The sequence below is a fragment of the Pinibacter aurantiacus genome, assembly GCF_019130065.1.
Classification (GTDB): Bacteria; Bacteroidota; Bacteroidia; order Chitinophagales; family Chitinophagaceae; genus Pinibacter; species Pinibacter aurantiacus.
In genome coordinates this window covers 1-22,813 of sequence record NZ_JAHSPG010000017.1, presented here as the reverse complement: position 1 = coordinate 22,813, position 22,813 = coordinate 1, and the positions used below count along the sequence as shown (strand labels likewise).

The 22,813-nt window shown below is 41.8% G+C and carries 14 protein-coding genes; 8 read left to right on the top strand and 6 right to left on the bottom strand.

The window, feature by feature from the left end; genetic code table 11:
- Window positions 1-188: 188 nt before the first annotated feature.
- Window positions 189-395 (bottom strand): hypothetical protein, encoded by a 207-nt coding sequence (locus tag KTO63_RS23270; protein WP_217794377.1) that lies wholly within the window; start codon window positions 393-395, stop codon window positions 189-191.
- A gap of 269 nt (window positions 396-664) precedes the next feature.
- On the opposite strand from KTO63_RS23270, the gene KTO63_RS23265 reads away from it, so the two are divergent.
- From KTO63_RS23265 to KTO63_RS23255, 3 genes are all read left to right on the top strand, one after another.
- Window positions 665-895, top strand: a complete 231-nt coding sequence (locus KTO63_RS23265) for a hypothetical protein (protein ID WP_217794376.1) — start codon at window positions 665-667, stop codon at window positions 893-895.
- Window positions 896-1,359: 464 nt separating this feature from the next.
- Entirely contained in the window at window positions 1,360-4,836 is a 3,477-nt protein-coding gene (locus KTO63_RS23260; RefSeq protein ID WP_232373308.1) for a hypothetical protein, read from the top strand.
- A 411-nt stretch (window positions 4,837-5,247) separates the two neighbouring features.
- Entirely contained in the window at window positions 5,248-6,333 is a 1,086-nt protein-coding gene (locus KTO63_RS23255) for a hypothetical protein (protein ID WP_217794375.1), read from the top strand.
- 96 nt (window positions 6,334-6,429) lie between these two features.
- Here the strand turns inward: KTO63_RS23255 and KTO63_RS23250 are convergent, their stop codons facing one another.
- Complete coding sequence (locus tag KTO63_RS23250; RefSeq protein WP_217794374.1) at window positions 6,430-7,407, bottom strand: hypothetical protein; 978 nt, start codon at window positions 7,405-7,407, stop codon at window positions 6,430-6,432.
- Window positions 7,408-7,624: 217 nt separating this feature from the next.
- Here KTO63_RS23250 and holA point away from each other — a divergent pair, with 217 nt between their 5' ends.
- The gene (gene holA, locus KTO63_RS23245) at window positions 7,625-8,623 is read left to right on the top strand and encodes a DNA polymerase III subunit delta (protein WP_217794373.1); all 999 of its coding nucleotides are present in this window, start codon (window positions 7,625-7,627) and stop codon (window positions 8,621-8,623) included.
- Window positions 8,624-8,957: 334 nt separating this feature from the next.
- On the opposite strand, the gene KTO63_RS23240 is transcribed toward holA, so the two are convergent.
- From KTO63_RS23240 to KTO63_RS23230, 3 genes are all read right to left on the bottom strand, one after another.
- Window positions 8,958-10,472, bottom strand: coding sequence for an NAD(P)H-hydrate dehydratase (locus tag KTO63_RS23240; RefSeq protein WP_217794372.1), 1,515 nt, complete (start codon window positions 10,470-10,472; stop codon window positions 8,958-8,960).
- Window positions 10,473-10,529: 57 nt separating this feature from the next.
- Complete coding sequence (locus KTO63_RS23235; RefSeq protein ID WP_217794371.1) at window positions 10,530-13,388, bottom strand: NHL domain-containing protein; 2,859 nt, start codon at window positions 13,386-13,388, stop codon at window positions 10,530-10,532.
- A gap of 173 nt (window positions 13,389-13,561) precedes the next feature.
- Window positions 13,562-14,749, bottom strand: a complete 1,188-nt coding sequence (locus tag KTO63_RS23230; RefSeq protein WP_217794370.1) for a serine hydrolase domain-containing protein — start codon at window positions 14,747-14,749, stop codon at window positions 13,562-13,564.
- Between the two features lie 264 nt (window positions 14,750-15,013).
- Between KTO63_RS23230 and serA the strand changes: the two genes are divergently transcribed.
- Both serA and KTO63_RS23220 read left to right on the top strand, forming a co-directional pair.
- On the top strand, window positions 15,014-16,246 hold the full coding sequence (gene serA, locus KTO63_RS23225) for a phosphoglycerate dehydrogenase (RefSeq protein WP_217794369.1): 1,233 nt from the start codon (window positions 15,014-15,016) through the stop codon (window positions 16,244-16,246).
- Between the two features lie 294 nt (window positions 16,247-16,540).
- Window positions 16,541-17,848 (top strand): NAD(P)/FAD-dependent oxidoreductase, encoded by a 1,308-nt coding sequence (locus KTO63_RS23220; protein ID WP_232373307.1) that lies wholly within the window; start codon window positions 16,541-16,543, stop codon window positions 17,846-17,848.
- A 123-nt stretch (window positions 17,849-17,971) separates the two neighbouring features.
- On the opposite strand, the gene KTO63_RS23215 is transcribed toward KTO63_RS23220, so the two are convergent.
- Window positions 17,972-19,357, bottom strand: coding sequence for an oligosaccharide flippase family protein (locus tag KTO63_RS23215; RefSeq protein WP_217794367.1), 1,386 nt, complete (start codon window positions 19,355-19,357; stop codon window positions 17,972-17,974).
- A 362-nt stretch (window positions 19,358-19,719) separates the two neighbouring features.
- Between KTO63_RS23215 and KTO63_RS23210 the strand changes: the two genes are divergently transcribed.
- Together KTO63_RS23210 and KTO63_RS23205 are read left to right on the top strand one after the other, a co-directional pair.
- Window positions 19,720-20,460: a class I SAM-dependent methyltransferase gene (locus KTO63_RS23210; RefSeq protein ID WP_217794366.1), complete on the top strand. Its 741-nt coding sequence runs from the start codon at window positions 19,720-19,722 to the stop codon at window positions 20,458-20,460.
- 106 nt (window positions 20,461-20,566) lie between these two features.
- Complete coding sequence (locus KTO63_RS23205; protein WP_217794365.1) at window positions 20,567-22,672, top strand: hypothetical protein; 2,106 nt, start codon at window positions 20,567-20,569, stop codon at window positions 22,670-22,672.
- The last annotated feature ends 141 nt before the right edge of the window (window positions 22,673-22,813 follow it).

Genomic DNA, 22,813 nt, shown 5'->3' with positions numbered 1-22,813 from the left:
CAGTCTGGTTATCACGCGAAGATAGGGTTTAGTTGAAAATGGAAAGTTGAAAATGGAAAATGGAACGCAGATCATTATGATTTTGATAATTTGAAATGATTGGAATATAAAATCATATCAAATCTTGACAATCATGAAAATCAGCGTTCTTCCTCATTTTCAATTTTCAACTTTCAATTTTCAATTCTTCATAGCACATTCCTGTCCATGCTATGATCTTCATTAAAATTATCGGGCGTTTTTAGACCCTCATCAGGCAGGCCCTTTTTGCGGCGCTCCAGGCTGATCTTCATATCGAGATCGGTCTCCTGACGAAATATTTCTTCTTCTTTTTTATCGGTCACACTTTTATCATTGCTGACCTTTTTTTCATTTGGCAAAGGCTTTTTTGACATACAAATTCAATTTTAAATTTTCGCAATCGTCTTGTAGTACAACTTAAAAAACCGTTCCCATCATAGCAGCTAAAACGCAGCTACAGTGGAGTTTTTTATACACTATATCTACAAAAAAACCGCTTGTTTTGTTTTAATAAACAAGCCCTTCAACTGTCTAATTTTCATGCCGTTATCAGCTCAACTTTTCAAGAAACTTTATATGGAACGCATTTTTCATGAAAATCATCAAGCAATGAAATTGATTAGCAAAACAAAATTTAAATTTTATGAAAAAAACAATCGGAATTTCTACCATCATTATAGGAATGTTTTTCGCCTACTGCGGCAATGACAATAGCAGAGGTAGTAACAATTCAGGGTCAGACAGTATCATGAATTCAAACACCGATTCTTCTTATCAAAATAGTAATGCAAGTCCAACCAATCCGTCAAATATGAGCACAGACACATTGCGAGCAGACAGTATACACAGAGCAGATACGCCCATGCATAAATAGGAATCAGGAGTTAGGAGTTAGAAAAGCGGTGTTCAATATCGTTCGTTAGAACTTTGGACGACATTGTTTCTCTGCAACGAGGCTTCGACAAGCTCGGCCTGACAGCTCGTTCGCGCTGTCAGGCCGAGCTTGTCGAAGCCCGTCCGAACCGGATTCATCCGGGCGGGCCTTCTCGATAACTAAACGACGCTGATTGAAAACCAGGAATTAGAAGCAGTTGCAAAATTGGTTGCGACAATATGATTAGGATGCCATGATATTTATTCTAATTGCAAATCCCATTTGGTCTTAAATTCAAACAAAGCTTTAGCCCATCTAATTCCTAATTTCTATTTTCTAATTCCTATTTATTCCCTCATATACAATATTTTGCAGCAAATTCCTTTTAAATAAGCAGTAATTTTAAATATCCACGTTTTATAGGCAATGCCTCTGGCAATATTGCGCAATTTTCAAAGGCCTATATGAAGCAACTGCTTTTTTTAATATTGATTTCTTTTGTGGCGTTTTCCGGCTTCGGCCAGATTCCCGCGGGAAAGAACATTTCGAATCTGCGCAAAAAAACAATTACCGTAAGCGGCTCGGTCGTGCCTTTCGACTCCTTAAGCGTTGTTCCCAATAGTGTGCATATTTTAGGCGTTCCGGACAGCAGTTTCACCGTTGACTTCGTCAATGCCACTTTAACCTGGAAACAAAAGCCGCCGATAGATACGCTTGTTATGGTGTACCGTGTGTTTCCCGCCAAGCTGAACGCAGTGGCCAGCCACATGCACTACGACAGCCTTATCAATTTCTTTTTAGCAAAACCTTACATAACCGGCGAGGCGGATAAAAATGCAAACAATTTTTTCAACTTTGGCAATCTTACATACAATGGTAGTTTTGGCCGCGGCATTTCCTTTGGCAATAGCCAGGATGTGGTGGTTACCTCGAACCTGAACCTTCAGTTAAGCGGCTACCTGGCAGACAGCATTCAGATTCTCGCTGCCATTACCGATAACAATATTCCCATTCAGCCTGACGGAACAACGCAACAGCTGAACGAGTTTGACCGCGTTTTTCTACAGTTTAAAAAGAATGGCTGGCAGCTTAGTTTGGGTGATATTGACTTGCGGCAAAACAAAAACTATTTCCTCAATTTCTACAAACGCCTGCAGGGAGCAACGTTTGAAAATACCGGTAAAATAGCGCCGGGCATAACGAACACCATATTGGTAAGCGGTTCCATCGCGAAAGGAAAATTCACGAGAAACGTTTTCCAGGGCCAGGAGGGAAACCAGGGACCGTACAGGTTACAGGGAGCCAACAATGAACTCTACTTTGTGATTTTGGGTGGAACAGAAAAAGTGTTTCTGGACGGGCAACTCTTACAACGCGGCGAAGACCAGGATTACATTATTAACTACAATACGGCAGAGCTGACCTTTACGCCAAGACGAATGATCACAAAGGACAGCCGGATCCAGGTTGAATTTGAATACGCTGATAGAAATTATCTGAACACGAATTTGTATCTCTCCAACGAAACAAATTTCAGCAACAAACTTAAATTGCGCGTTGCCGCGTATAGCAATGGGGACGCAAAAAATTCTCCCATCAATCAATCGCTCGACAGCACACAAAAACACTTTTTAAATGCCATAGGTGATAGCACCAATCTCGCGTTTTATCCCGTTGCCACGCTCGACACCTTTAGTGCCAACAAAATATTATACGCCAGGGTCGACACATTGCACGATGGCAGGCACGACAGCATTTATGTGTATTCCACAAATCCGGACAGCGCCAAATACAATTTGTCGTTCACTGAAGTGGGCACCAATCGTGGCAACTATGTTCCGGATTTAAATGGCGCCAACGGAAAGGTGTACAAGTGGGTGGCTCCATTGAACGGCACGCCACAGGGAAATTTCGAAGCGGCGAGTTTTTTGGTTACGCCGAAAAAGCAATCGGTGGTTACGTTTGGAGCCGACTACAATATATCAAAACATACAACCGTTACCGGAGAAATGGCATACAGCCATTACGACGTCAACTTATTTTCGCAAAAAGATAAAGGCAACGACAATGGCTATGCGGGAAAATTTGTGATCAAGGATGTGCATCCCCTGCGAAGCAAAGCAGACAAAAAACTACAGCTTGTTTCCAATGCGGGAATAGAGTGGGTGCAGGCGCAGTTTCAACCTATTGAAAGACTCCGGAATGTAGAGTACACAAGGGATTGGGGATTGCCGCTGCTTACAACACCGGCCACAGAAACCATTATTACTGCCGGCACGGAACTGCAGGACAAAATGAACAACAGGCTGCGTTATGATTTCAACTCCTACACGCGAAGCGACGGCTTTAATGGCGTGCGAAATATTCTTACGCAACAACAAGACATAAAAGGTTTTCGCTTTAACAACCAGATCAACCTGACCAATTCTGTTTCGGCTACGGATAAAGGCTATTTCTTCCGTCCGACTTTCGACGTTTCAAAACTGTTGAAGCAAATGAGGAATTATGTTATTGGCGCGAGCTACGCGCTTGAACACAATGAGATCAGAAATAAAATATCCGACACTATCAACTCCAACAGTTTTTCTTTTCAAACCATTCAGGCGTATTTGAAATCCGATGAAAGCAAGTATAACAAATGGGGGATTACTTATTTTAACCGAACCGATTCCTATCCTTACGGAAAAGATCTTAAACGCGCCGACAGAAGCAACAACATCAACGTATTTGCGGATCTGCTGAAAAATCCAAAGAACCAATTGCGGGTGAACGCCACTTATCGCAAACTGGATGTATTGCAAAAAGACATTACGTCCCAAACCGCTGATGAAAGCTTGCTGGCCAGGGCCGAATACCAGGCAAACGTTTGGAAAGGTTTTGCATCCGGCAATATTTTGTATGAAGTGGGCGCCGGACAGGAACAAAAAAGAGACTATGCATACCTTGAAGTGCCCGCAGGACAAGGGCAGTATACATGGATCGATTATAACAATGATGGCGTGCAGCAGCTGAATGAATTTGAACTGGCGCAGTTCCAGGACCAGGCTAAATATATTCGGATATTCACGCCCACCAATGAATTTGTAAAAGCCAACTACAACACTTTTAACTATAGCGTTTCGCTCAATCCGCGGTCAATAATTGACCCGAAGAACAGGCATGGCTTTAAGAAACTGTTGTCAAACATTAACTTCCAGTCATCGCTTCAAATTTCGAAGAAAGAAATTGCGCAGGGATTTATTCAACTGAATCCATTTGCCAAAGCGATCAACGATACATCCCTGCTTACGTTGGCAAATGTTTGGTCAAATACATTTGCCTATAACAGGTTCAGCTCCAAATGGGGCTTTGATGTATCCAATCTTCGTAACAATGGAAAGGCGCTGCTTACCTATGGTTTGGAAAGTCGCCAGGTAGGGGAGTGGGGCTTCAAACCGAGGTGGAACATTACCCGCAAAATCACGCTGGACGCGAATTTCAAAAAGGGCTACAATCGTCTCACAACAGAGAGCAACAAGTTCGACAACAGGAATTTCAACATTGATCAGTATTCCGCCGAACCACGCATAACGTTTACACACAGTTCCACTTTTAGAATTCTTGCCAGCTACAAATACATGAATCGGGAAAACCAGATAGGCGATAATGAAAAATACACTTCAAATTCATTGAACTCCGAAGTGAAATACAATCTACTGCAAAGCACATCCATCCAGGGAAAATTTACTTTCAACAGCATTAAGTATCCTTTCCCCACAAACACGACTGTAAGCTACACCATGCTTGATGGTTTGTTGCCCGGCAAAAACTATTTATGGTCGTTAGATGTCACAAAAAGACTCGCAAACAATCTGGAAATCAACTTACAATATGAAGGCCGCAAACCCGGAGACGGCAAGACGGTGAATGTGGGGCGGGCGAGCCTTAGAGCGTTGCTCTAGGCAATTTGAAAATTTGGAGATTTGAAGATTTGAAAAATGCATTGGGTGCGGCAGGCGTTTTTGCTAGAAACAGGTCGCCATGGGAGTCCCAGATCCCTCGTTCCTCGGGATGACAAAGCGGTCCGGTTTAATGTATCGAACATTCTGTGTTGCACAAGATGAAAACCTTCCTTAATAAAGCTGTTTTTCTCCTGTACATGCAGAATGTTCGATGCGTAACACGCACTCGCTTGTCATCCCGAGGAACGGGGGATCTGGGTTTAACGTCGGTCTAAATAACGGAAACTTTAGGAAAGCCACACAGAGAGCATTTTCAAATTCCCACATTTTCAAATTAAAAAGACTTGATCAACATCAACTGGGGTTATGGAGCGTTGTCATATCTTGCGTAAGAGTCTTTAACCCTAGTACATGAAATCTTTACCCTTTTTACTACTGTTAGCTGCAATAAGTTCAGGTTTGTTCGCACAAAAAAAGCTGCCTGTAAATATAGATCAGTACATCGCTAAATTGCCCGTTCTTAATTTGCCACCGCCAGTGTACTCGTCCGAACTACCACAAAGTGAAAATCATTTTTCAAAATTTACCATCATTGATTACAGGCCGGATGCGAACCATCTGGGCACTTGTTTTGATCCGCAGGAGCAGCAAATAACATTTAACAGAGTGCCTGTAAAAAATGTAGTAGATAGTTTTTTAAACAAAAATTGTAGCGCACCCGGGTCTTCTAATGAAGTGCTGATAGTGCTTAAGAAGCTGTGGTATTCGAGTACAGAATTAGACAATCCTTATGTGAATTATGGATTTGGCTCTCCGATTTACACCGAACACCGCGGGGCAAGATTGCAATTTAGTGCAGAAAGCTATTTGAAAACAGATGCTGGTTTTGTTCCCTTTGCCGCTTTTGATACTATCATTGTTACAAAAAAACGGATGAAAACATGTGGCAGCTCAATGCTGGCGGAAGCACTAAACGCGCTTGCGCAAAAACTGAATAGCAAAAACATTGAAAGAATCATCGCATCCAGAAAGCCATTTATTGAAAACGCGATTGACTCAATGAGCAAACGAAATTTTCAAGGGAAAATATACAAGGAAGAAACTGTTAGAAAAGGAGTTTACATGACGGCAAAGGAGTTCTTCAACAACGAGCCTTCAATTGACTGGTATGAAATACAGAAAAGCAAAGACGGGATGCAGTCCCTGTATCTCAAAAATGAAAAAGGGCAGCTCTATCTTGCACGAAGCATCTGGGGATTTTGTGATGGTGAAAAAAGCTATGTAATGATGAATGATAACCTGTTTCCGATCTACAAAAATGGTAATGCATTCTTCGTCATTGGCTCAAAATTATACCAGGTTAGAAAATTGTCTTCCTCACCAACCGGATCACCCACGGGTGCGCTGACAGCCGCCATAGTAGATGATCTAACGCCAAATACAATCAAGGAAAGACGCTTATTTACTCTCGACGCAATGACGGGCGAAGTGTGGTAGCAAATTTTCAAATTCCCACATTTTCAAATTTTCAAATTGAACATAAAAAAAGCTGCCACATCTGTGACAGCTTTTTTAAATTCTTTTGTTTTCACATTAGCTAAACAAACCACCTTTTTTCAAAGTACGAACGCCTTCACCAATTTTGAAACCGTTGTTGTAGATTTCAATTTTGTAGTCGCCGCGTTGGAAATCGCTGTTTTGTTTCCATGCAAACTGAACATTTTTCTTTTTGCCAGCTTCGTATTCTACAGGCACTTTTGCAGTGTAAGGTTTTGAACCCTCATCACGTGTATCAAATGTACCAGAACCTAAAGCTTCAACAGAAACCGGTTTGCCATCAGGACCAGTGATTGAAACGTAGATATCAGTATTGCCAGATTGTGCGATTCTGTTATCAACATCAAAAGCAATAACCAGTTTATCTACTCTTTTTGCTGTAGTGGTTACTTTTTCTTTACCACCATTTTTTTCGTTGATTGGCGTGATAGTGATGTTTGTAGCATTCAAAGTAGAAGCCACATCCACTTTCTTAGCCAAATCTTCTTTAGCTGCGTTAGTAGAAGCCAGGTCAGTTGTCAACTTAGTAGTTTTCTCTTTTTCTGTGTTAAGATCAGTACCAAGTTGTTTGTTTTCCTGAGTAAGGCGGGCAACCTCTTGTTCAAGGTTATCGATCTTACCATTCAGGTCGTTGATCAAGGATTTTGCTCTGTTAAGTTCAGCCGCAGTTGCATTTTTCTTGTTCAAAATGCTGCGGATCTCACCTTTCATTTTAGAGATCTCGGTGTTGGCGGAAGAAAGTTGACCTTGTAATTGGTTGTTACTACCAGTTACTGAATCGAGACGTGCAAGAGACGCGTCAAAGTTTCTTTGAAGGTCGCTTTTTTCGTCTGTTACCTTAGTTATAGTAGCCTGATCTGCGGTGTGTACTTGTTCGTTCTTATTGTTGTTCCACAATAAATAACCCCAAGTGCCGATCAAACCAAGGGCTAACAAACCGATAATAAGGCCACGGTAATCTTTCTTAGGTGACTGACTTGGAGGAGTTGCTGATGGATAATTAGTGTTACTCATTTTGTTATTATTTTTCAGGATTTAGTGAATAATCGAAAAACTTTTGGTTAAAAACTTTGTTCAGCTTTCCCTTTTCCAAAACCATGCCAAAAAATGCGATTCTCTGAAACTCAATGCCATTAAGGGTTTGAGGAAAAATATTTTTCATAAGAGTTTTCACTTATGAAAGTTCACCAATAAAAGCTGAAATTGCAAACGCTTTTATAAAACAAAAATTATGTCTGCAGATAAAATAGTTCAGGATTGGAAACAGAAGAAATTTGGCCCCGTATATTGGCTGGAAGGGGAGGAAGACTACTATATAGACCAGGTGGTAAACTACGCTGAACATCACATCCTGTCTGAATCTGAAGCCGGTTTCAACCTTACTGTTTTTTACGGTCGGGATGCGAATTGGGCAGACGTTGTAAATGCCTGTATGCGCTATCCTATGTTTGCAGACAAGCAGGTGGTGCTGCTAAAAGAAGCACAACAAATGAAGGATATAGACAAGCTGGAAAACTATATCGAGAGTCCGCTTAAGTCAACCATTTTTGTAGTAGCCTATAAAGAAAAAAAAGTTGATGGCAGAAGCAAGCTGGCAAAGTTATTAAAGGACAAAGCCGTTTTGGTTACTACGAAAAAGATGTATGAGAACCAACTTCCACAGTGGACAAATGAGCTTGTAGAATCCAAAGGCTACTCCATATCACAAAAAGCTTTAATGTTATTGGTCGATCATATTGGTAACGACCTTAACCGCATCAATAATGAAGTTGAAAAAATACTTGTAAATCTTTCTCAACGGAAGAATATAACGGAAGATGACATTGAAAAATACATTGGGGTAAGTAAGGAGTATAACGTTTTCGAACTACAGAATGCCATAGCCAAAAAAGACCTCGGCAAGGCAATGAAAATTTTGCAATACTTCGAAGGTAATCCAAAAGCGGCGCCTATACAGTTGGTGTTGCCTTCCATCTACAACTTTTTTAGCAAGCTATATATATTGCATGGCACGGCTTCGAAAGATGAAAAATCTGCCGCCGCAGCCCTTGGTGTAAGTCCATTCTTTATTAAAGACTACCTCGCCGCCGCCCAAAAATACAATTACGAAGCAACGGAAAGGGTGTTGCTGTTGCTACATGACTACAATTTAAAAAGCCTGGGAATTAATGATGCGGGGACGAGTGACGCGTCATTGCTGAAAGAGATGATCGTTAAAGCGATGCTTTGAACAATTTGAAAATTTGAAGATTTGAGAATTTGAAAATTCGTTCGGTGCAACTTTCGTCATTAATATGAAACATTTTGCCATGCAAAAATGGAATACAATTATCGGGTAGAAGCACGGAAAGCATTTTCAAATTCTCAAATCTTCAAATCTTCAATTTTTTTGTATTCGCAGAAAACAAAAATCCCGCCGAAGCGGGATCTCTATGAACAGGCAATCGTTCTCCTTCGCAGGAATGTTTTTATAAGCAAAAGCTGAAATAGTTAGACCGTTTAGATCAACTAGGGGTTAAATGTAGAGATAATTGACAAAAAAACAACAGAAAAATAACTTTTTTTTATTCTTTTTTTTCGGTTATAATGCTCTTAAAACCCTTATACAAATACTTGATGATGTCTGAAGGTAACAGTGTTTCGAAACTATTGAATTGCAAGGCCATATCTGCAGAAAGACCATGCAGATAAACGCCCAAAATCGCGGAATGCAGTGCACTGTATTTTTGCGCCAGCAAACCGGTAACGATCCCGGTTAACACATCCCCGCTGCCGCCCGTCGCCATTCCGGGATTTCCCGTATTATTAAAGAAGCCCTTTGTTCCCGGAGCAGCAATGAATGTGTTGTGTCCTTTCAAAACGATTACGCAGTTGTGTTTTTCAGCCGCATGCTGCGCCTTTTCCATTCGCACAAAATCATTGGGGCTTTCGCCAAACAAACGGTCAAACTCCTTGGGATGTGGCGTCAGGATTGTTTCTGCGGGTAGTTGTTGCAGGAGGGCTTTATTTTCCGCAATGATGTTCAACGCATCGGCATCAATCACCAATGGCTTTTTCAATTGCAGGATAGCTGGTAAAAGCGATCTCGTTTTATCCTCTGTGCCAATGCCAGGCCCAACGCCAATTACATTGTATTTCAAAAGATCGTCAGGAAGGGTAGTAATGCAGTGTTCATCCTTATCAATACTTACCATCGCTTCGTGCGTGGACGTTTGCATAATATCGACGCCGGTCTTTGGAAGATGAACAGTGAGTAAACCAACACCACTTCGCAAACAGGCTTTCGCAGCCATGACCGCAGCTCCCATTTTACCATAACTTCCAGCCATTAACAAGGCATGTCCGAAGTTACCCTTATGGCTAAACGAAGTTCTTTTTTTATAAATGGAACGAATGAATTTTTCATCCGTCATTTGAAAGAAGGCGTCTTTGCTCTGCTCCAAATAGTCTTTGTGTAAGCCAATGTCGAGTATTTCAATTTGCCCTGTATACCCACCATTTTCTGCCATAACAAACGCTGTCTTATACACCTGGAAACTCAATGTGTACGCAGCTTTCACCACAGTGTTCCCCTTTGAACTTTTATCGGTAAACAATCCGCTGGGAACGTCGATACTGATAATGGTGTTACCGCTTTTATTCACAAAATCAACCAGGTCCGCCACAATGCCTTCCAGCGGTCGGTTGAGTCCCGAACCAAACAATGCATCTATAATAATATTGCCTTTGGGTATCGGATGAAAAACATTGTCCTGAATAAAAACGATCGGCACATTGCACTCGTGCAGGCGTTCAAGATTTGCCTGGAAATCATCTGTGCCTTTGTGGCCAAATTCAAGTATGTGTACAGTTACTTTGCAGCCGCGTTGTGAAAGCATTCTCGCAATAGCCAGGCCATCTCCGCCATTGTTACCTTTGCCGCAATAAACAGTATAGTCAAAGTGCAGCCAGCTTTTTTTCTCAACCCATTCCACACAAGCCTCGGCGGCTCTTTCCATCAAATCAACAGAAGCCACGGGTTCATGCGCAATGGTAAAAGCATCCCACTCCCTAATTTGTTCTGCAGACAAGATTTGCATGACGAAACATTTCAGGCAAAGATGCAAACAATTTATGTGCCTCCCGGAAGTTGTTTTTTAACGGATAAGTACAGCCGTTCCTTTTTTATATTGTGGCACACCTCCCTCCAGCTGATAAGTGCAGGCCCAAATAAAAGTGCCTCCATTTTGCAGAAGTCCGTTTATACTGCCATCCCATCCCTGACCGGGAGCGGAGGTTTGAAATACCAGCTGACCCCATCGATTATATACGCAGAATCTATAAGCACTAATAGCTCCCAACAATACAGGTTTCAGCAGATCATTTTTTCCATCACCATTGGGGGTAAATGCATTAGGCATAAAAAATCCTTCCAGGCAATCTTTTAAACCAACAACTATAGTTGAATTTCCCGTACATCCATTGTTATCAGTTACTTTTAATGAATAACTGCCGGGGTGTGCTATTATGATTGTTGAAGATGTAGAACCATCACTCCACAAATAACTATTGAATTTTGAAGTAGCAGATAATGACAGTTTCTCATAACCGCAGATGTCCGTGTCTTTGGGCAAAAAATTGGATGGAGAAGGATTGATCGTTGTAATGTTTGTAGCATCAGAATTCTTGCATCCATATTCATCTGTTACGGTTACCGAATAAGTACCAATATTATTTACATTAATAGTTCGGCTGGTAGAGCCATTGTTCCATTGAACCGAAGGGTAATCTCCGGCATCGAGGGTACGAACTTCCCCTTTGCAAAGTGTGCTGGTATGATCAAGCGCTATAATGGGGTCAGGTCGAATCGACACAATTGCAGGACCACTGTTTACCATACTTTGGGTAATACAACTTTCGTTTGACGTCAAAGTACATTTTATAACATCCTGAGCTGTTAAATTGTGTGCCGTATAAGATATGGTATTGGTGCCAACGGGTTGATCATTTCGGGTCCAGGAAAAAGCAGGAGAGTTCCCGCCATTTTCAGTAACAGCGGTAAAGGTTACGAGAGCACCTTTACAGATTTCATTTGACGACGAAACAATAGTAACAGAAGGAGTTCGGGGAGAAGTAACGCCAAGTGAAAGCTGGTTGCTTATCACCAGATCTGATGTTACACAAGCCATGCTGGATTGAAAAGCACACCTGATCACATCTCCATCTTTTAAAGTATTATCAGTATATACCGGTGCGTTTAAAAATAGGTTTTGAGTATTCTTAAACCATGTAAAAGCCGGATTATTGCCACCATTTGAAAATGCTGCAGTAAAGGTAACCGGCGTGCCTGCACAAATATTGCTTGCAGAGCTTGTAATTGATACTGTTGGAGCAACCATGTCGTTCACCGTCATTGTTATAGCTTTGCTGCTAACTGTTGGAGCAATCACACAACTTTCGTTACTTGTCAGTTCACAGGTAATAATATCTTTATCGGCAAGTGTATTATCGCTATAAGTGCTTGCATTCGTGCCCACCAATGCTCCATTCTTTTTCCATTGATATGCAGGCTGCAATCCGCCGTTCACGGTAGCTGTATTAAATGTTGCCAAGGCACCTTTGCATATATTGCTAAAAGAAGTGTTGATGGCTATTTGAGCCGTTACCGGATTTTTTAACGTTAGCAATGCAGCAGTTGAATAAATTGTAGCACAGTTGTTAGATAAACTGCAACGATATTGAAAGTTGCTCATTGACTGTTGCGCATTGGAAATAGAAAGCTTGTTTGTTTTGGCACCTGAATAAATATTATCGTCGTTAATATCTGACCAGCCCGTTCCTGTATTGACTTGCCATTGGTAAATATTTGCGTTGCCAGATAATGCAATAAAATTGGCATTGCCCGAAACCGCACAAATGTCAATATCTGTTGGATTCTGGCTAAAGCTAATGAGATCGCAGGTTCCTATTTTTCTAACAACTCTGTTGTAAGGGTCGCACACGTAAATATTTCCTGCAGCATCTCCACAAATAGGCCCGGGCGTTTGGAATGTAGCCTGTAAGGCTGGCCCGCCATCACCGCTATTGCCGGGGGCACCTGTGCCGGCGAAAGTTGTTATTGTTCCGCTCTTATCTATTTTTCTGATCACTTTATTTCGTGTATCACTGATGTAAATGTTGCCATCTCCATCAATGTAGAGATCATAGGGATAATATACTTTTGCATTTTCAGAAGGCCCTCCATCTCCGGAATATCCAAATCCTTTAACTATGGTAGTTATAATGCCGTTATTGTCCACCTTTCTTATAACAGAGTTGCCCATGTCTGCTATGTAAATATTGCCATCATTATCCACAGCAACATCTGTAGGGGAATTGAGAGATGCGGCTGTTGCAAGTCCACCATCACCCCAATAACCTAACACTCCGTTACCGGCCACAGTTGAAATAATGCCGGAAGTGCTTATTTTTCTTACGTTTTGATTCGCAAAATCAGCAAAATAAATATTGCCCGCTTTGTCGATACACATTCCATCAGGACTATAAAATTGAGCATTAAGGGCAGGCCCTCCGTCGCCGGAATTACCTGAAACGCCCGTTCCGGCAATTGTAGTTATTATCCCGGCACTGTTTACTTTTCGTATGCGCGAGCCATCTGTAATATAAATATTGCCATTATTATCGGCGCATAACCCGGATGGATAATCAAGACCTGCATTTGCAGCAGGGCCGCCATCACCAGAAAAACCCCTGGTGCCGGTACCAGCAAAAGTGGTGATGACACCTGAGGTATTAATCTTTCTGACAGAATAGTTATCTAAATCCGTTATGTAAACATTTCCATCTTTATCAATGCAAATATTATTAAGCCCTCTTAATGCTGCTTGTGTGGCTGGACCATTTTCGCCTGAATAACCCACACCACCATTTCCTGCAAAAGTGGTGATGATTTGAGACTGTGAAGAATATGACATGAATAAAATCAAAAGAAGCTGGCAGGCTCTTATTCTATGCATACAATTTTAGTTCTTAGATAGGGGTTAATGGAAAATCTGAATGTGGAAGTTATAATATTATCTTTTAATAACACAAAACAAATATGAATATTGAATCAACAAAGGGTGGGTATGAATTAATAAAAAAAGGGCGAATGCGATTCGCCCTTACGTTATTTCAATTTTCATGTTCGTTACGGATTTCCTTCTTCTTCAAAATCCCCGTGTTGCTGGTAATCCCCGAACATGTCAGCCAGTTTTTTTGACTGGTAAATTCTTTTGTTGAATTTATTTCCCAGCACAATGATGGTAGCGTGTTCGTCGATCAGGCGGATGAACGCAGTATTATTGCCGTGCCACCAACCGTTATGGTACAATAACTTTTTACCATTGTCCATAAAAGTCATGCGCCAGCCCAGGCCGTAATTTCTTTTGCCGTTTTTCTCAAAACTGTATGGCGAAAATGCGCTGTCAAGTGTTGCCTGCTGGAAAAATTTGCCCGCATACAAAGCCTGGTCCCATTTCAACATGTCGCGAACAGTGCTGTAGATATTTTTGTCGCCATATACAAGATCAAGGAATTCGATCGGAAATCTCCTGTTGTTATATTCAAAAGAAGGCATTGCCGTTATCGAGTCGCTGATGTTGTACACGTAAGTGTCATTCATCTGTAAAGGCTTGAAGAAAGTCGTGCTCAGGAAATCCGCGTACTTCATATTCGACACTTTCTCTATGATCAGTGCCAGCAAAGCGTAGTTGGTATTGCAATACGCAAAATGTTTGCCTGTGGCAAACTGCAAGGGCGGGTGCATTGTGTAAAGTGTGCTTAACACATCCAGGTTGGTAACCAGTTTGCGTTTATCCCAGTGATAGCTTTCCAGATAGTGTACATAGTTTGGCAAACCACTGCGATGTGTCAGCAACATTTTTACGGTCACTCCAGGGTAAGGAAAGTTGGGGAAATATTTTGTCAAATCATCTTCCAGGCGAAGACGGCCATCCTGCCAAAGCTTCAAAGTAGCCATTGCCGTAAAGGTTTTGGACACAGAAGCAAGATGAAATGCCGAAGTGCTGGTAATGGAGTCTTTCTTTCTCTGAGGGTCCATAAAACCAACGTACCTTTCTAACACCACCTGGCCATCTTTGGCAACGAGGTAGCTTCCATTGATATCTTTTAAAAGGGAATCGAAAAAGTGCTTGGCTGTATTGTGATAGCGGTCATACTCCTCTTTGGGTAACGTATTGACTGCAACCGCTGCTGAAGAATCTACGACAACTTTGGTTACCGGAGGTTTTTGAGACTGGCTGTTACAGGAAAAAAATGCCGATGCGCCGGCTATGGTTAGTATAAAAAATAAGTTCTTGTTTTTCAAAAGGAACATTGAATCGGTTAACTAATGATTTTCTTTCAAAGTGGGCAAATATAAAGTACACTTGCTACTGACAATCTATAGACGCATAATTTTTAAATTTATTTTACAGAAATTTACAATTGCAAAACTAAACCCGGCAAACGGCAAACAGTTTCGATATTTTGCAATTTTTTTATTAAAAAAGGCATTTTTGATGAATTTACAGGGAGATTACCGTTTTTAACCTAAAATAATTCATCTTTGCAACAGTTTTTTTAAATATCATGTAACATAATGGACAAAACGACTAGCTATCCCAAAGAGAAGATCAATGTATTGTTCCTGGAAAACATCAGCGATAAAGCTGTAAGACATTTTAAGGAAGAAGGTTACAGTAACACACGAAAACTCTCCGGCGCCCTTTCGGAAGAGGACCTGATCAGAGAAATTAAAGATGTACACCTGCTCGGCATCCGTTCGAAAACCCAAATCACCAAGAAAGTACTGGAAGCAGCGACCAAATTGCAGGCAATTGGCTGTTTTTGTATTGGCGTGAACCAGGTTGACCTGAAAAGTGCCAGAGATAATGGTGTTGTAGTGTTTAACGCCCCTTACTCCAATACACGCTCGGTTGCGGAATTGGTTATCGGTTTATCCATCATGCTTATCCGTCGCATTATCGACAAAAACAAAGCGGCACACGAAGGCATTTGGATGAAAGACGCCAAAGGAAGCTTCGAGCTGCGTGGTAAAACGTTGGGTATCATTGGTTATGGTAACATTGGTACGCAGGTTAGTATTCTTGCGGAAGCCCTGGGCATGAACGTAATTTTTTATGATGCAGTAACCAAATTGCCTTTGGGAAATGCCATCGCTAAAAAAAGCCTTAAAGATGTAGTAAGCGAAGCAGACGTGGTAACCCTGCACGTTCCGGAAAACAATTCTACCAAAAACCTGATCAACAAGAACATATTAAAGCAATTTAAGGAAGGATCCATACTTATAAACTATGCAAGGGGAGAAGTGGTTGACCTGGACGCTTTGGCAACCTGCCTTAAAGAAGGTCAATTATCAGGCGCAGCGATCGACGTTTACCCTTGGGAGCCTGAGAAAAACGGGGACAAATTTACCTCTCCGCTGCAAGGCCTGCCTAATGTGATCCTTACTCCACACATCGGTGGTTCTACAGAAGAGGCGCAGGAAAACATTGGTGAGGACGTGAGCAACAAGCTCTACCAATACCTGGAAATGGGCATTACCAACGGCTCACACACGGTGCCACCATTGGCTTTGCCACCACAGGAAGGCACTCACAGAATCCTGCACATCCATAAAAACGTACCGGGAGTGTTGTCATCTATCAATACTACGCTCAGTCAGCACAATATCAACATATTGGCACAATATTTAAAGACAAATGATGAGATTGGCTATGTAGTGCTGGATGTTGACAAAAAGATTTCCGGCGAGGCCTTCAACCTCCTGAAATCTGTAAAAGACACCATCAAAGTGAGATTGTTATATTAAGAATAAATACGATCTTTGTCTCTATATAAAGCTCTGCCATGAAGGTGGAGCTTTTTTTGTGTGCTGAAGCGTGACAATTTGAAAATTTGAAAATGTGCTGATTTGAAAATTCTTTGAGTGAAACAGTCTTTGCGAATTTAAAGCAGCATGCGCAGCAACAATGAATGAAAATTGGCAGGAATGACGCACAAAACGCATTTTCAAATTCTCAAATCTTCAAATTTTCAAATTGGCTTATTCAGAGTTTTCAATTATTTCTGAAAATTTCATATATTTGTGAATCAAAATTATTTTATGAAACTGGTAATATTAGGTGGCGGTTTTGCGGGTTTGAGACTGGCAAGAAAATTAAGCAACCAAAAAGGAATAGATGTTACATTGGTGGATAAGTTCAACTACCACCAGTTTCAACCTCTGTTTTACCAGGTTGCTACGGCCGGCCTCGACGCCAGCAATATATCGTTTCCGCTTAGAAAGGTTTTCCAAAAAGCCGACAACGTGCATGTGCGCCTTGCGGAAGTGCAACAAATTGTTCCTGATAAAAATATTGTGATCACCAACAACGGTGAAATTGATTATGACGTGCTGGTGCTGGCGACCGGCGCGAGTACCAATTTTTTTGGTAATGAAAACATCGCAAAGAACGCTTTTCCGATGAAGTCAACCGTGGATGCCCTACAGATCAGGCACCGCTTGCTTCAAAACCTGGAGGATGCCTTGTATGTGAAAACACCTGAGGAACTGGAAAGACTGATGACGATAGTGGTAGTAGGCGGCGGCCCAACAGGTGTGGAGGTTTCCGGAGCAATTGCGGATATGCGCAACTTCGTTTTGCCGAAGGATTATCCTGAACTGGACTTCAAAAAAATGAAGATCTATTTGATCGAAAGCTCTCCTAAAACTTTGGGTGTAATGAGCGAAAAATCGAGCAAGCAGTCCCAGGAATATCTGACAGAGCTCGGTGTTATCGTTAAAACCGGAACCCAGGTAAGTGATTATGACGGCAAAAAAGTTACGCTTAAAACCGGGGCGACCATTCCAACAGCAACGGTTATATGGGGTGCGGGTGTAAAAGCCAATGTTCCCGAGGGCGCCGATAAAGCAACTGCTGTTCGTGGTGGCAGACTTAAAGTGGACAGATACAATAAGGTAGTTGGCTACGAAAATATTTATGCGGTTGGTGACATTTCTTCTATGGAAACGCCTTTGTATCCTAACGGCCACCCACAATTAGCATCTGTGGCGATACAGCAGGCAAAAAATCTGGCGAAGAACTTTATCTCTTTTGCGAAGAAAGGCTCTTTCGAGAAAGAGTTTGAATATGTGGACAAGGGCTCTATGGCGACTATTGGTCGTAACCTGGCAGTGGTTGACCTGGCAACGCCGAAGGTTCACTTCAAAGGCTTGTTGGCGTGGATGGTGTGGATGTTCCTCCACCTGATGCTGATCCTGGGGGTGAAGAACAGGTTCTTTGTCTTTATTAACTGGTTGTATAATTATGTGACTTATGACCAGTCGCTTCGACTCATCTTTAATGAATTTGAACGCCCCAAAGATCCGGTGGAGCAGCCGGTGGCTGTGCATGAGGCGGCTTCACGATAGTGCATCTTTACATTTTACCACTAAGACACTAAGAGCACTAAGTTTCACTAAGAGAGGTCTAAATTTAAAACAACCCTTAGTGAGGCTTAGTGCCCTTAGTGTCTTAGTGGTAAGTATCGGCGACTATACACTAACCGTCTGTTTGAATAAAATCTTCCTCGCCATCTGGAAGAGGTTAACGTAAGTGAGTTTGGTGTACACCACAATATTCTTCAACTCTATATTCAACACTTTTCTTAATATAAGATAGAACCAAAGGAACGTAATTGCATTTACGGCAAACGTCGCATAGGCAGCACCCATGAAGCCGAAGTTGATCAAACAGTAATAAGTGATTCCGGTATTCAAGATCATCAAAGCCACATTCACTAAAAAGTTCGTTCTTGGTTTGCCTATCGCATCCACTGTATGGCCAAAGTTGAAAATGAACGGACGGATAAAGGACGAGATGGCCATCAACTGTAAAATAGGAATCGCTGCATAATATTTAGGCCCGGCAATAATCATTACCACAAATTTTGGAAAAATGAAAATGAACAAACCGATGGGGATGATCAACGCCGTGAGCGTAGCTACCATTCTTTCGAAGTAGTATTTCACTTTAGCATTGCCTTCCAGCTCACTCGCCTGGGCATTTTTGGGAAACAGTATATCTGCAGCGGCGGTGGTGGGAGAGTCCATCATGTTGCTCACGCGCGACACCACATTGTAATAACTTACCGCATTCACGTTGATGTTGTTCATGATGTTCGCCGTTACCAACTGATCTACCGAACGGGAAACGTTTGCAAAAAGAGCCGTTCCGAAAACAAATTTTCCAAAGCCCAGAAGCTTTTTTATTACGGCCGCATTATAAATCAACTTTCCGCTCAAATAAGGGCGGCACTTTATGTACATATATATGTCGGCACCCACCACTCCTAAAATTTGCACCAGCAAAAGATTCTCAAATGTTATGTATTCCGGAAAGAAAATAGCACCCAACAGCATATACAGGAAGAAAGATCCCTGCCTGATTAGGTATGCATAAAAGTTAAGCTGGAACTGAAAATTGGCCTGCAGGATAATTTCGTAATGATTAAACGGAACCAGGGCAATCAACAGAAAACAACTCCAGTAAAGCAGGTGCTCCAAAGGCGGCGCCTTGAGGAAGTGAGAAAACCATGCCCCCCCAAAAAGTATAGCCAGCACCACGAGTAAAGTGCAACCGGCATTGATGAACAGTGAAGAGGATTGTACAACCGTTTTGTTATCTATAAATTCAACCGAATGCAGGTACTTGATAAACGCGTTCCTTAATAATCCTGCTTTGGTTAATTCAATGGTGGCTGTCGTAACCGTAAAAAGCGACCAATAATTCATTTGCGCCAGCGAGTCGCCTTTGGCAAAAATCCGTGCAAGAAGGATATAGGAAATCGCACCAAAAAACACAAGAGAAAAACGCATCATGATCGAGAAAAACATGGAGTTCAACCAGAACGATGACTTTACAGCTTTAATGATTCGCAAAATGGTAAGTTTTATTTAGTTAGGCAAATGGCCACAACAGTACGGTGCTCATAGTAGATTAGAAATCGGTGGCAGTTGCCTTTGGGTTGCCACAGAGGCACAGAGAAGCAGAAATATTTTCTGTATGAATATCTTTACGGTATGCTGCTTTGAAAAATTTCGAATACCATATTTCGCAGACAAAACTCTTAGCAAAGTTTTTTCCTCTGTTCTTCTGTGCCTCAGTAGCAATTTCTCCCCGAAAATACCACTCAATTCATATTAACAAAACAAATAAATATAAATTAATTGATAAGTCATTCTTGCACAGGAATTCGACATGAACTACATTTGAAACACGACAACCAAACCTTTTAGCTTACATGAAACTAAGGAATCCGAAAAATAGATCTGACCTTAACATTAAGAAATCTGACAAAGTATTAGAAGTGGGTGGTGGGCACAACCCACATCCAAGGGCAAACCTGGTGGTAGATAAATTTCTTGATACCAATTACCACCGCAGCGGCGACATCAAAGTGCTCAAACACCAGGAATTCATGCAGGCAGACGGCGAAAATCTTCCATTTAAAGACAAAGAATTTGACTACGCGATTTGCTGCCAGGTACTGGAACACGTGGAGCATCCGGAGAAATTTCTGGCAGAACAGTTCCGTGTAGCAAAGCAGGGTTTTCTTGAAGTACCTTCTTTATTGGGCGAATACCTTTTCCCCCGCGAATCCCACAAATGGATCATGCACGAGATTGATAACACGTTGTATCTCGTAGACAAAAGCTCTATCGATTTTAAAGTTGGATATGACCTTACCGAGCTCACTCAAATGTATTTACCGAAACATTCTATCGGTTTTAAAATTTTAGAAAGAACGCATCCAAACCTGATTACTATACGTTTAGAGTGGAAGGACGATTTTAAGTTTGTCATAAATCCTACCGATCCTGAGATACTGAAATACTTCTCCGGCAAATGGCAGGAAGAATGGGCACATGTATTTTTTCCGCCAAAAACGATGTGGCAGGAATTTAAAGATGCGGCCGGCGCAATGTGGCATATTACGAAGACCTCTTTCCAATCGAAGGTGCTGAAGCGGAACGTGTACTAACACTTTTAACCGCAAAGGGTGCCAAGGTTGCGCGAAGAGAGCAAAGGTTTTACGATGCGTCCTTCGTTTCCTTTGCGCAATCTTTGCTGTCTTTGCGGTTAATCACATGCCTCACTTTAAAAAGTTTCGTCAAATTTTTATTAAGCAAAAACATATAACCATTGTATTATTAGCTGTAATCCTTATTGCGGCTATTTTTTTGCGGTATAAGGAACGCATCTATTTATATTTTAGCAAGAAATCACCAAACGTTGTAACACAAACAATTGCAGGCTCTGACCGAATCAAAATCTACAAAGAATACCTCTTCGATCTTTCCGGTTCGGAAGCTACGGGAGGAGACCCTTTCAAATTATTCGACGAAAACTGCGATCCTAAAAATGGCCTGCCCGGAAAACCGGTTACCAATCCGTTGCCAGATCGCGGTCCTGACTTGTTTTTCCCAAAAGATAAAGGCTTGCGTATTGTCATAGACTTGCAGGTGTTATACGGGTTAACTGAAATTTATTTGTATGAGCGCGGCTTCGAAAGCGACAGTGTTTGGGTATATACAGGCGACATCCAGCAATGGAATCTGAAGGCCGGCTTAAAAACGTCAGGTAACTCTTCGCAATGGGGCTGGAAAAAATTTATCCTCAGCGACAGTGCGAAGAGTCGCTATGTGATGATCAGATTCAAAAGTCATAAATCTACTATTACAGAAATGGCGCTGTATGGAAAAACGCTGGAAAAGCCGCCGGAGCCGCCAAACTACGCGTATACAGGAGCACGTTTGCCCAAACCAACATTGAGAACATTCATGGGAGTAAACTCGTACGATCATGCGCCAATGAAATATATGCAGCCATTTTACGCAACGCGTTTGTATCAAAGCATAGCCTCGTATGACAATGATACAGTGAACAATTCCTCGAACATCTCCTTCAATTTTAATTTATATAAACTACCCAAAGAGCAAGAGCTTAAATATTACGTGGACAGTTTGCACCAGCAATTTGGCAATCAATTATGGCTAAGTATAAGAGGTGTACCAAAATATCTAACAAAGTATGGTTATACGCAAAATGGCAAACCCGTTACATCGCCGGGGCTGAACACCGAAGACCCACTTTCTTACGAGCGTCACTCACGGTTTTACTGGAATTTAATGGCAGCATATGGTTCTAATAAGTTTGATACAAACGAATTACAGTTTCATGATACACCACGATTTAGCGGGGCGGGCAGTTTTGAGGTAGTGGAAAACGGCAACGAGGAAGATGCGACTTGGACGAAGGATTATTGGCTGCCTACAGAATACTTTGCCGTTTCGTCTGCAGACTATGACGGACACGAAAAACGACTTGGGCCCAAACATGGACTTGCTCAAGCTGACCCAAACGCGAAACTCATGATGAGTGGCATGATTCAGTTGGACACCCAACGTGTCAAGGTGCTCAACTTTCTTTGCCAAACTTTACGTAAAGACAAACAGTTCATTTGGCAGGGCGGCGTACAGTATCATTATTATTGTAACGGTGCTACTTTAACCACTCCGCCGAAAGCGGGATTAACGCCGGAAGAAAATAGGTTGCGGGAAAAACTCACCGCCGTTCGGGAAGCGCAGTACAGACTTGTGCCAACTGTCCGTGCAATTTTGGGAGAAAATGGCTACGACAGAAACCAGGCTTCATGGCAGAGCGTGCCTTTGCTGCCCGGTTATAATGAGGCACAGTCGCAAGGCATCATGACAATCCGTTCGGTGATGGCTGCATTCATGAGTGGCTTTGATATGTACAATTATTTTATGTTGAGAAATTCCACAAACGACGAAAATCCTGCAGGTGTATTCGGCAGTTCCGGAATGATTAGCGGACCAGCAGGGCATACTGTTTATCCCGTTTGGTACTATTGGAGAAATGTGGTGAACAAGCTGGCGGATTACCAGCCGGATTCAATTATTAGTGAGCAGGGAGATGTTTGGATATACAAACTGCGGAGCAAAGTCCATCCGGATTCTGTTGCGTATTTCTTTGTGAGCCCGACGAAGAATGGAAAGGTGGTTCAACATTTCAATTTCAAATTGCCTGCGTTTAAAGGCGGGAATTATACAAAGCTTAATTGGTTTTCTGTGGGCGAAGCAATTCCCGTTGATGAAAAGAGAACAGCGAAAGAAAGTATTCTTCAGCTCGATGTTTCGGAAGTGCCACTCTTTGTGATTGTGCAAGAGTAAGATTTACCACTAAGACACTGAGGACACTAAGTTTCACTAAGAGAAGTCTACATTAAAACAACCCTTAGTGAGGCTTAGTGCCCTTAGTGTCTCCTATGTTTGTAAAACGGGAAAAGATCTTTGAGAAATAGTTAAATCACC

Bases quoted from the DNA above. Each gene is read 5' to 3' on its own strand.
- KTO63_RS23270 (WP_217794377.1), bottom strand. From the start codon at position 395: ATGTCAAAAAAGCCTTTGCCAAATGAAAAAAAGGTCAGCAATGATAAA.
- KTO63_RS23265 (WP_217794376.1), top strand. From the start codon at position 665: ATGAAAAAAACAATCGGAATTTCTACCATCATTATAGGAATGTTTTTC.
- KTO63_RS23260 (WP_232373308.1), top strand. From the start codon at position 1,360: ATGAAGCAACTGCTTTTTTTAATATTGATTTCTTTTGTGGCGTTTTCC.
- KTO63_RS23255 (WP_217794375.1), top strand. From the start codon at position 5,248: ATGAAATCTTTACCCTTTTTACTACTGTTAGCTGCAATAAGTTCAGGT.
- KTO63_RS23250 (WP_217794374.1), bottom strand. From the start codon at position 7,407: ATGAGTAACACTAATTATCCATCAGCAACTCCTCCAAGTCAGTCACCT.
- holA (WP_217794373.1), top strand. From the start codon at position 7,625: ATGTCTGCAGATAAAATAGTTCAGGATTGGAAACAGAAGAAATTTGGC.
- KTO63_RS23240 (WP_217794372.1), bottom strand. From the start codon at position 10,472: ATGCAAATCTTGTCTGCAGAACAAATTAGGGAGTGGGATGCTTTTACC.
- KTO63_RS23235 (WP_217794371.1), bottom strand. From the start codon at position 13,388: ATGCATAGAATAAGAGCCTGCCAGCTTCTTTTGATTTTATTCATGTCA.
- KTO63_RS23230 (WP_217794370.1), bottom strand. From the start codon at position 14,749: ATGTTCCTTTTGAAAAACAAGAACTTATTTTTTATACTAACCATAGCC.
- serA (WP_217794369.1), top strand. From the start codon at position 15,014: ATGGACAAAACGACTAGCTATCCCAAAGAGAAGATCAATGTATTGTTC.
- KTO63_RS23220 (WP_232373307.1), top strand. From the start codon at position 16,541: ATGAAACTGGTAATATTAGGTGGCGGTTTTGCGGGTTTGAGACTGGCA.
- KTO63_RS23210 (WP_217794366.1), top strand. From the start codon at position 19,720: ATGAAACTAAGGAATCCGAAAAATAGATCTGACCTTAACATTAAGAAA.
- KTO63_RS23205 (WP_217794365.1), top strand. From the start codon at position 20,567: ATGCCTCACTTTAAAAAGTTTCGTCAAATTTTTATTAAGCAAAAACAT.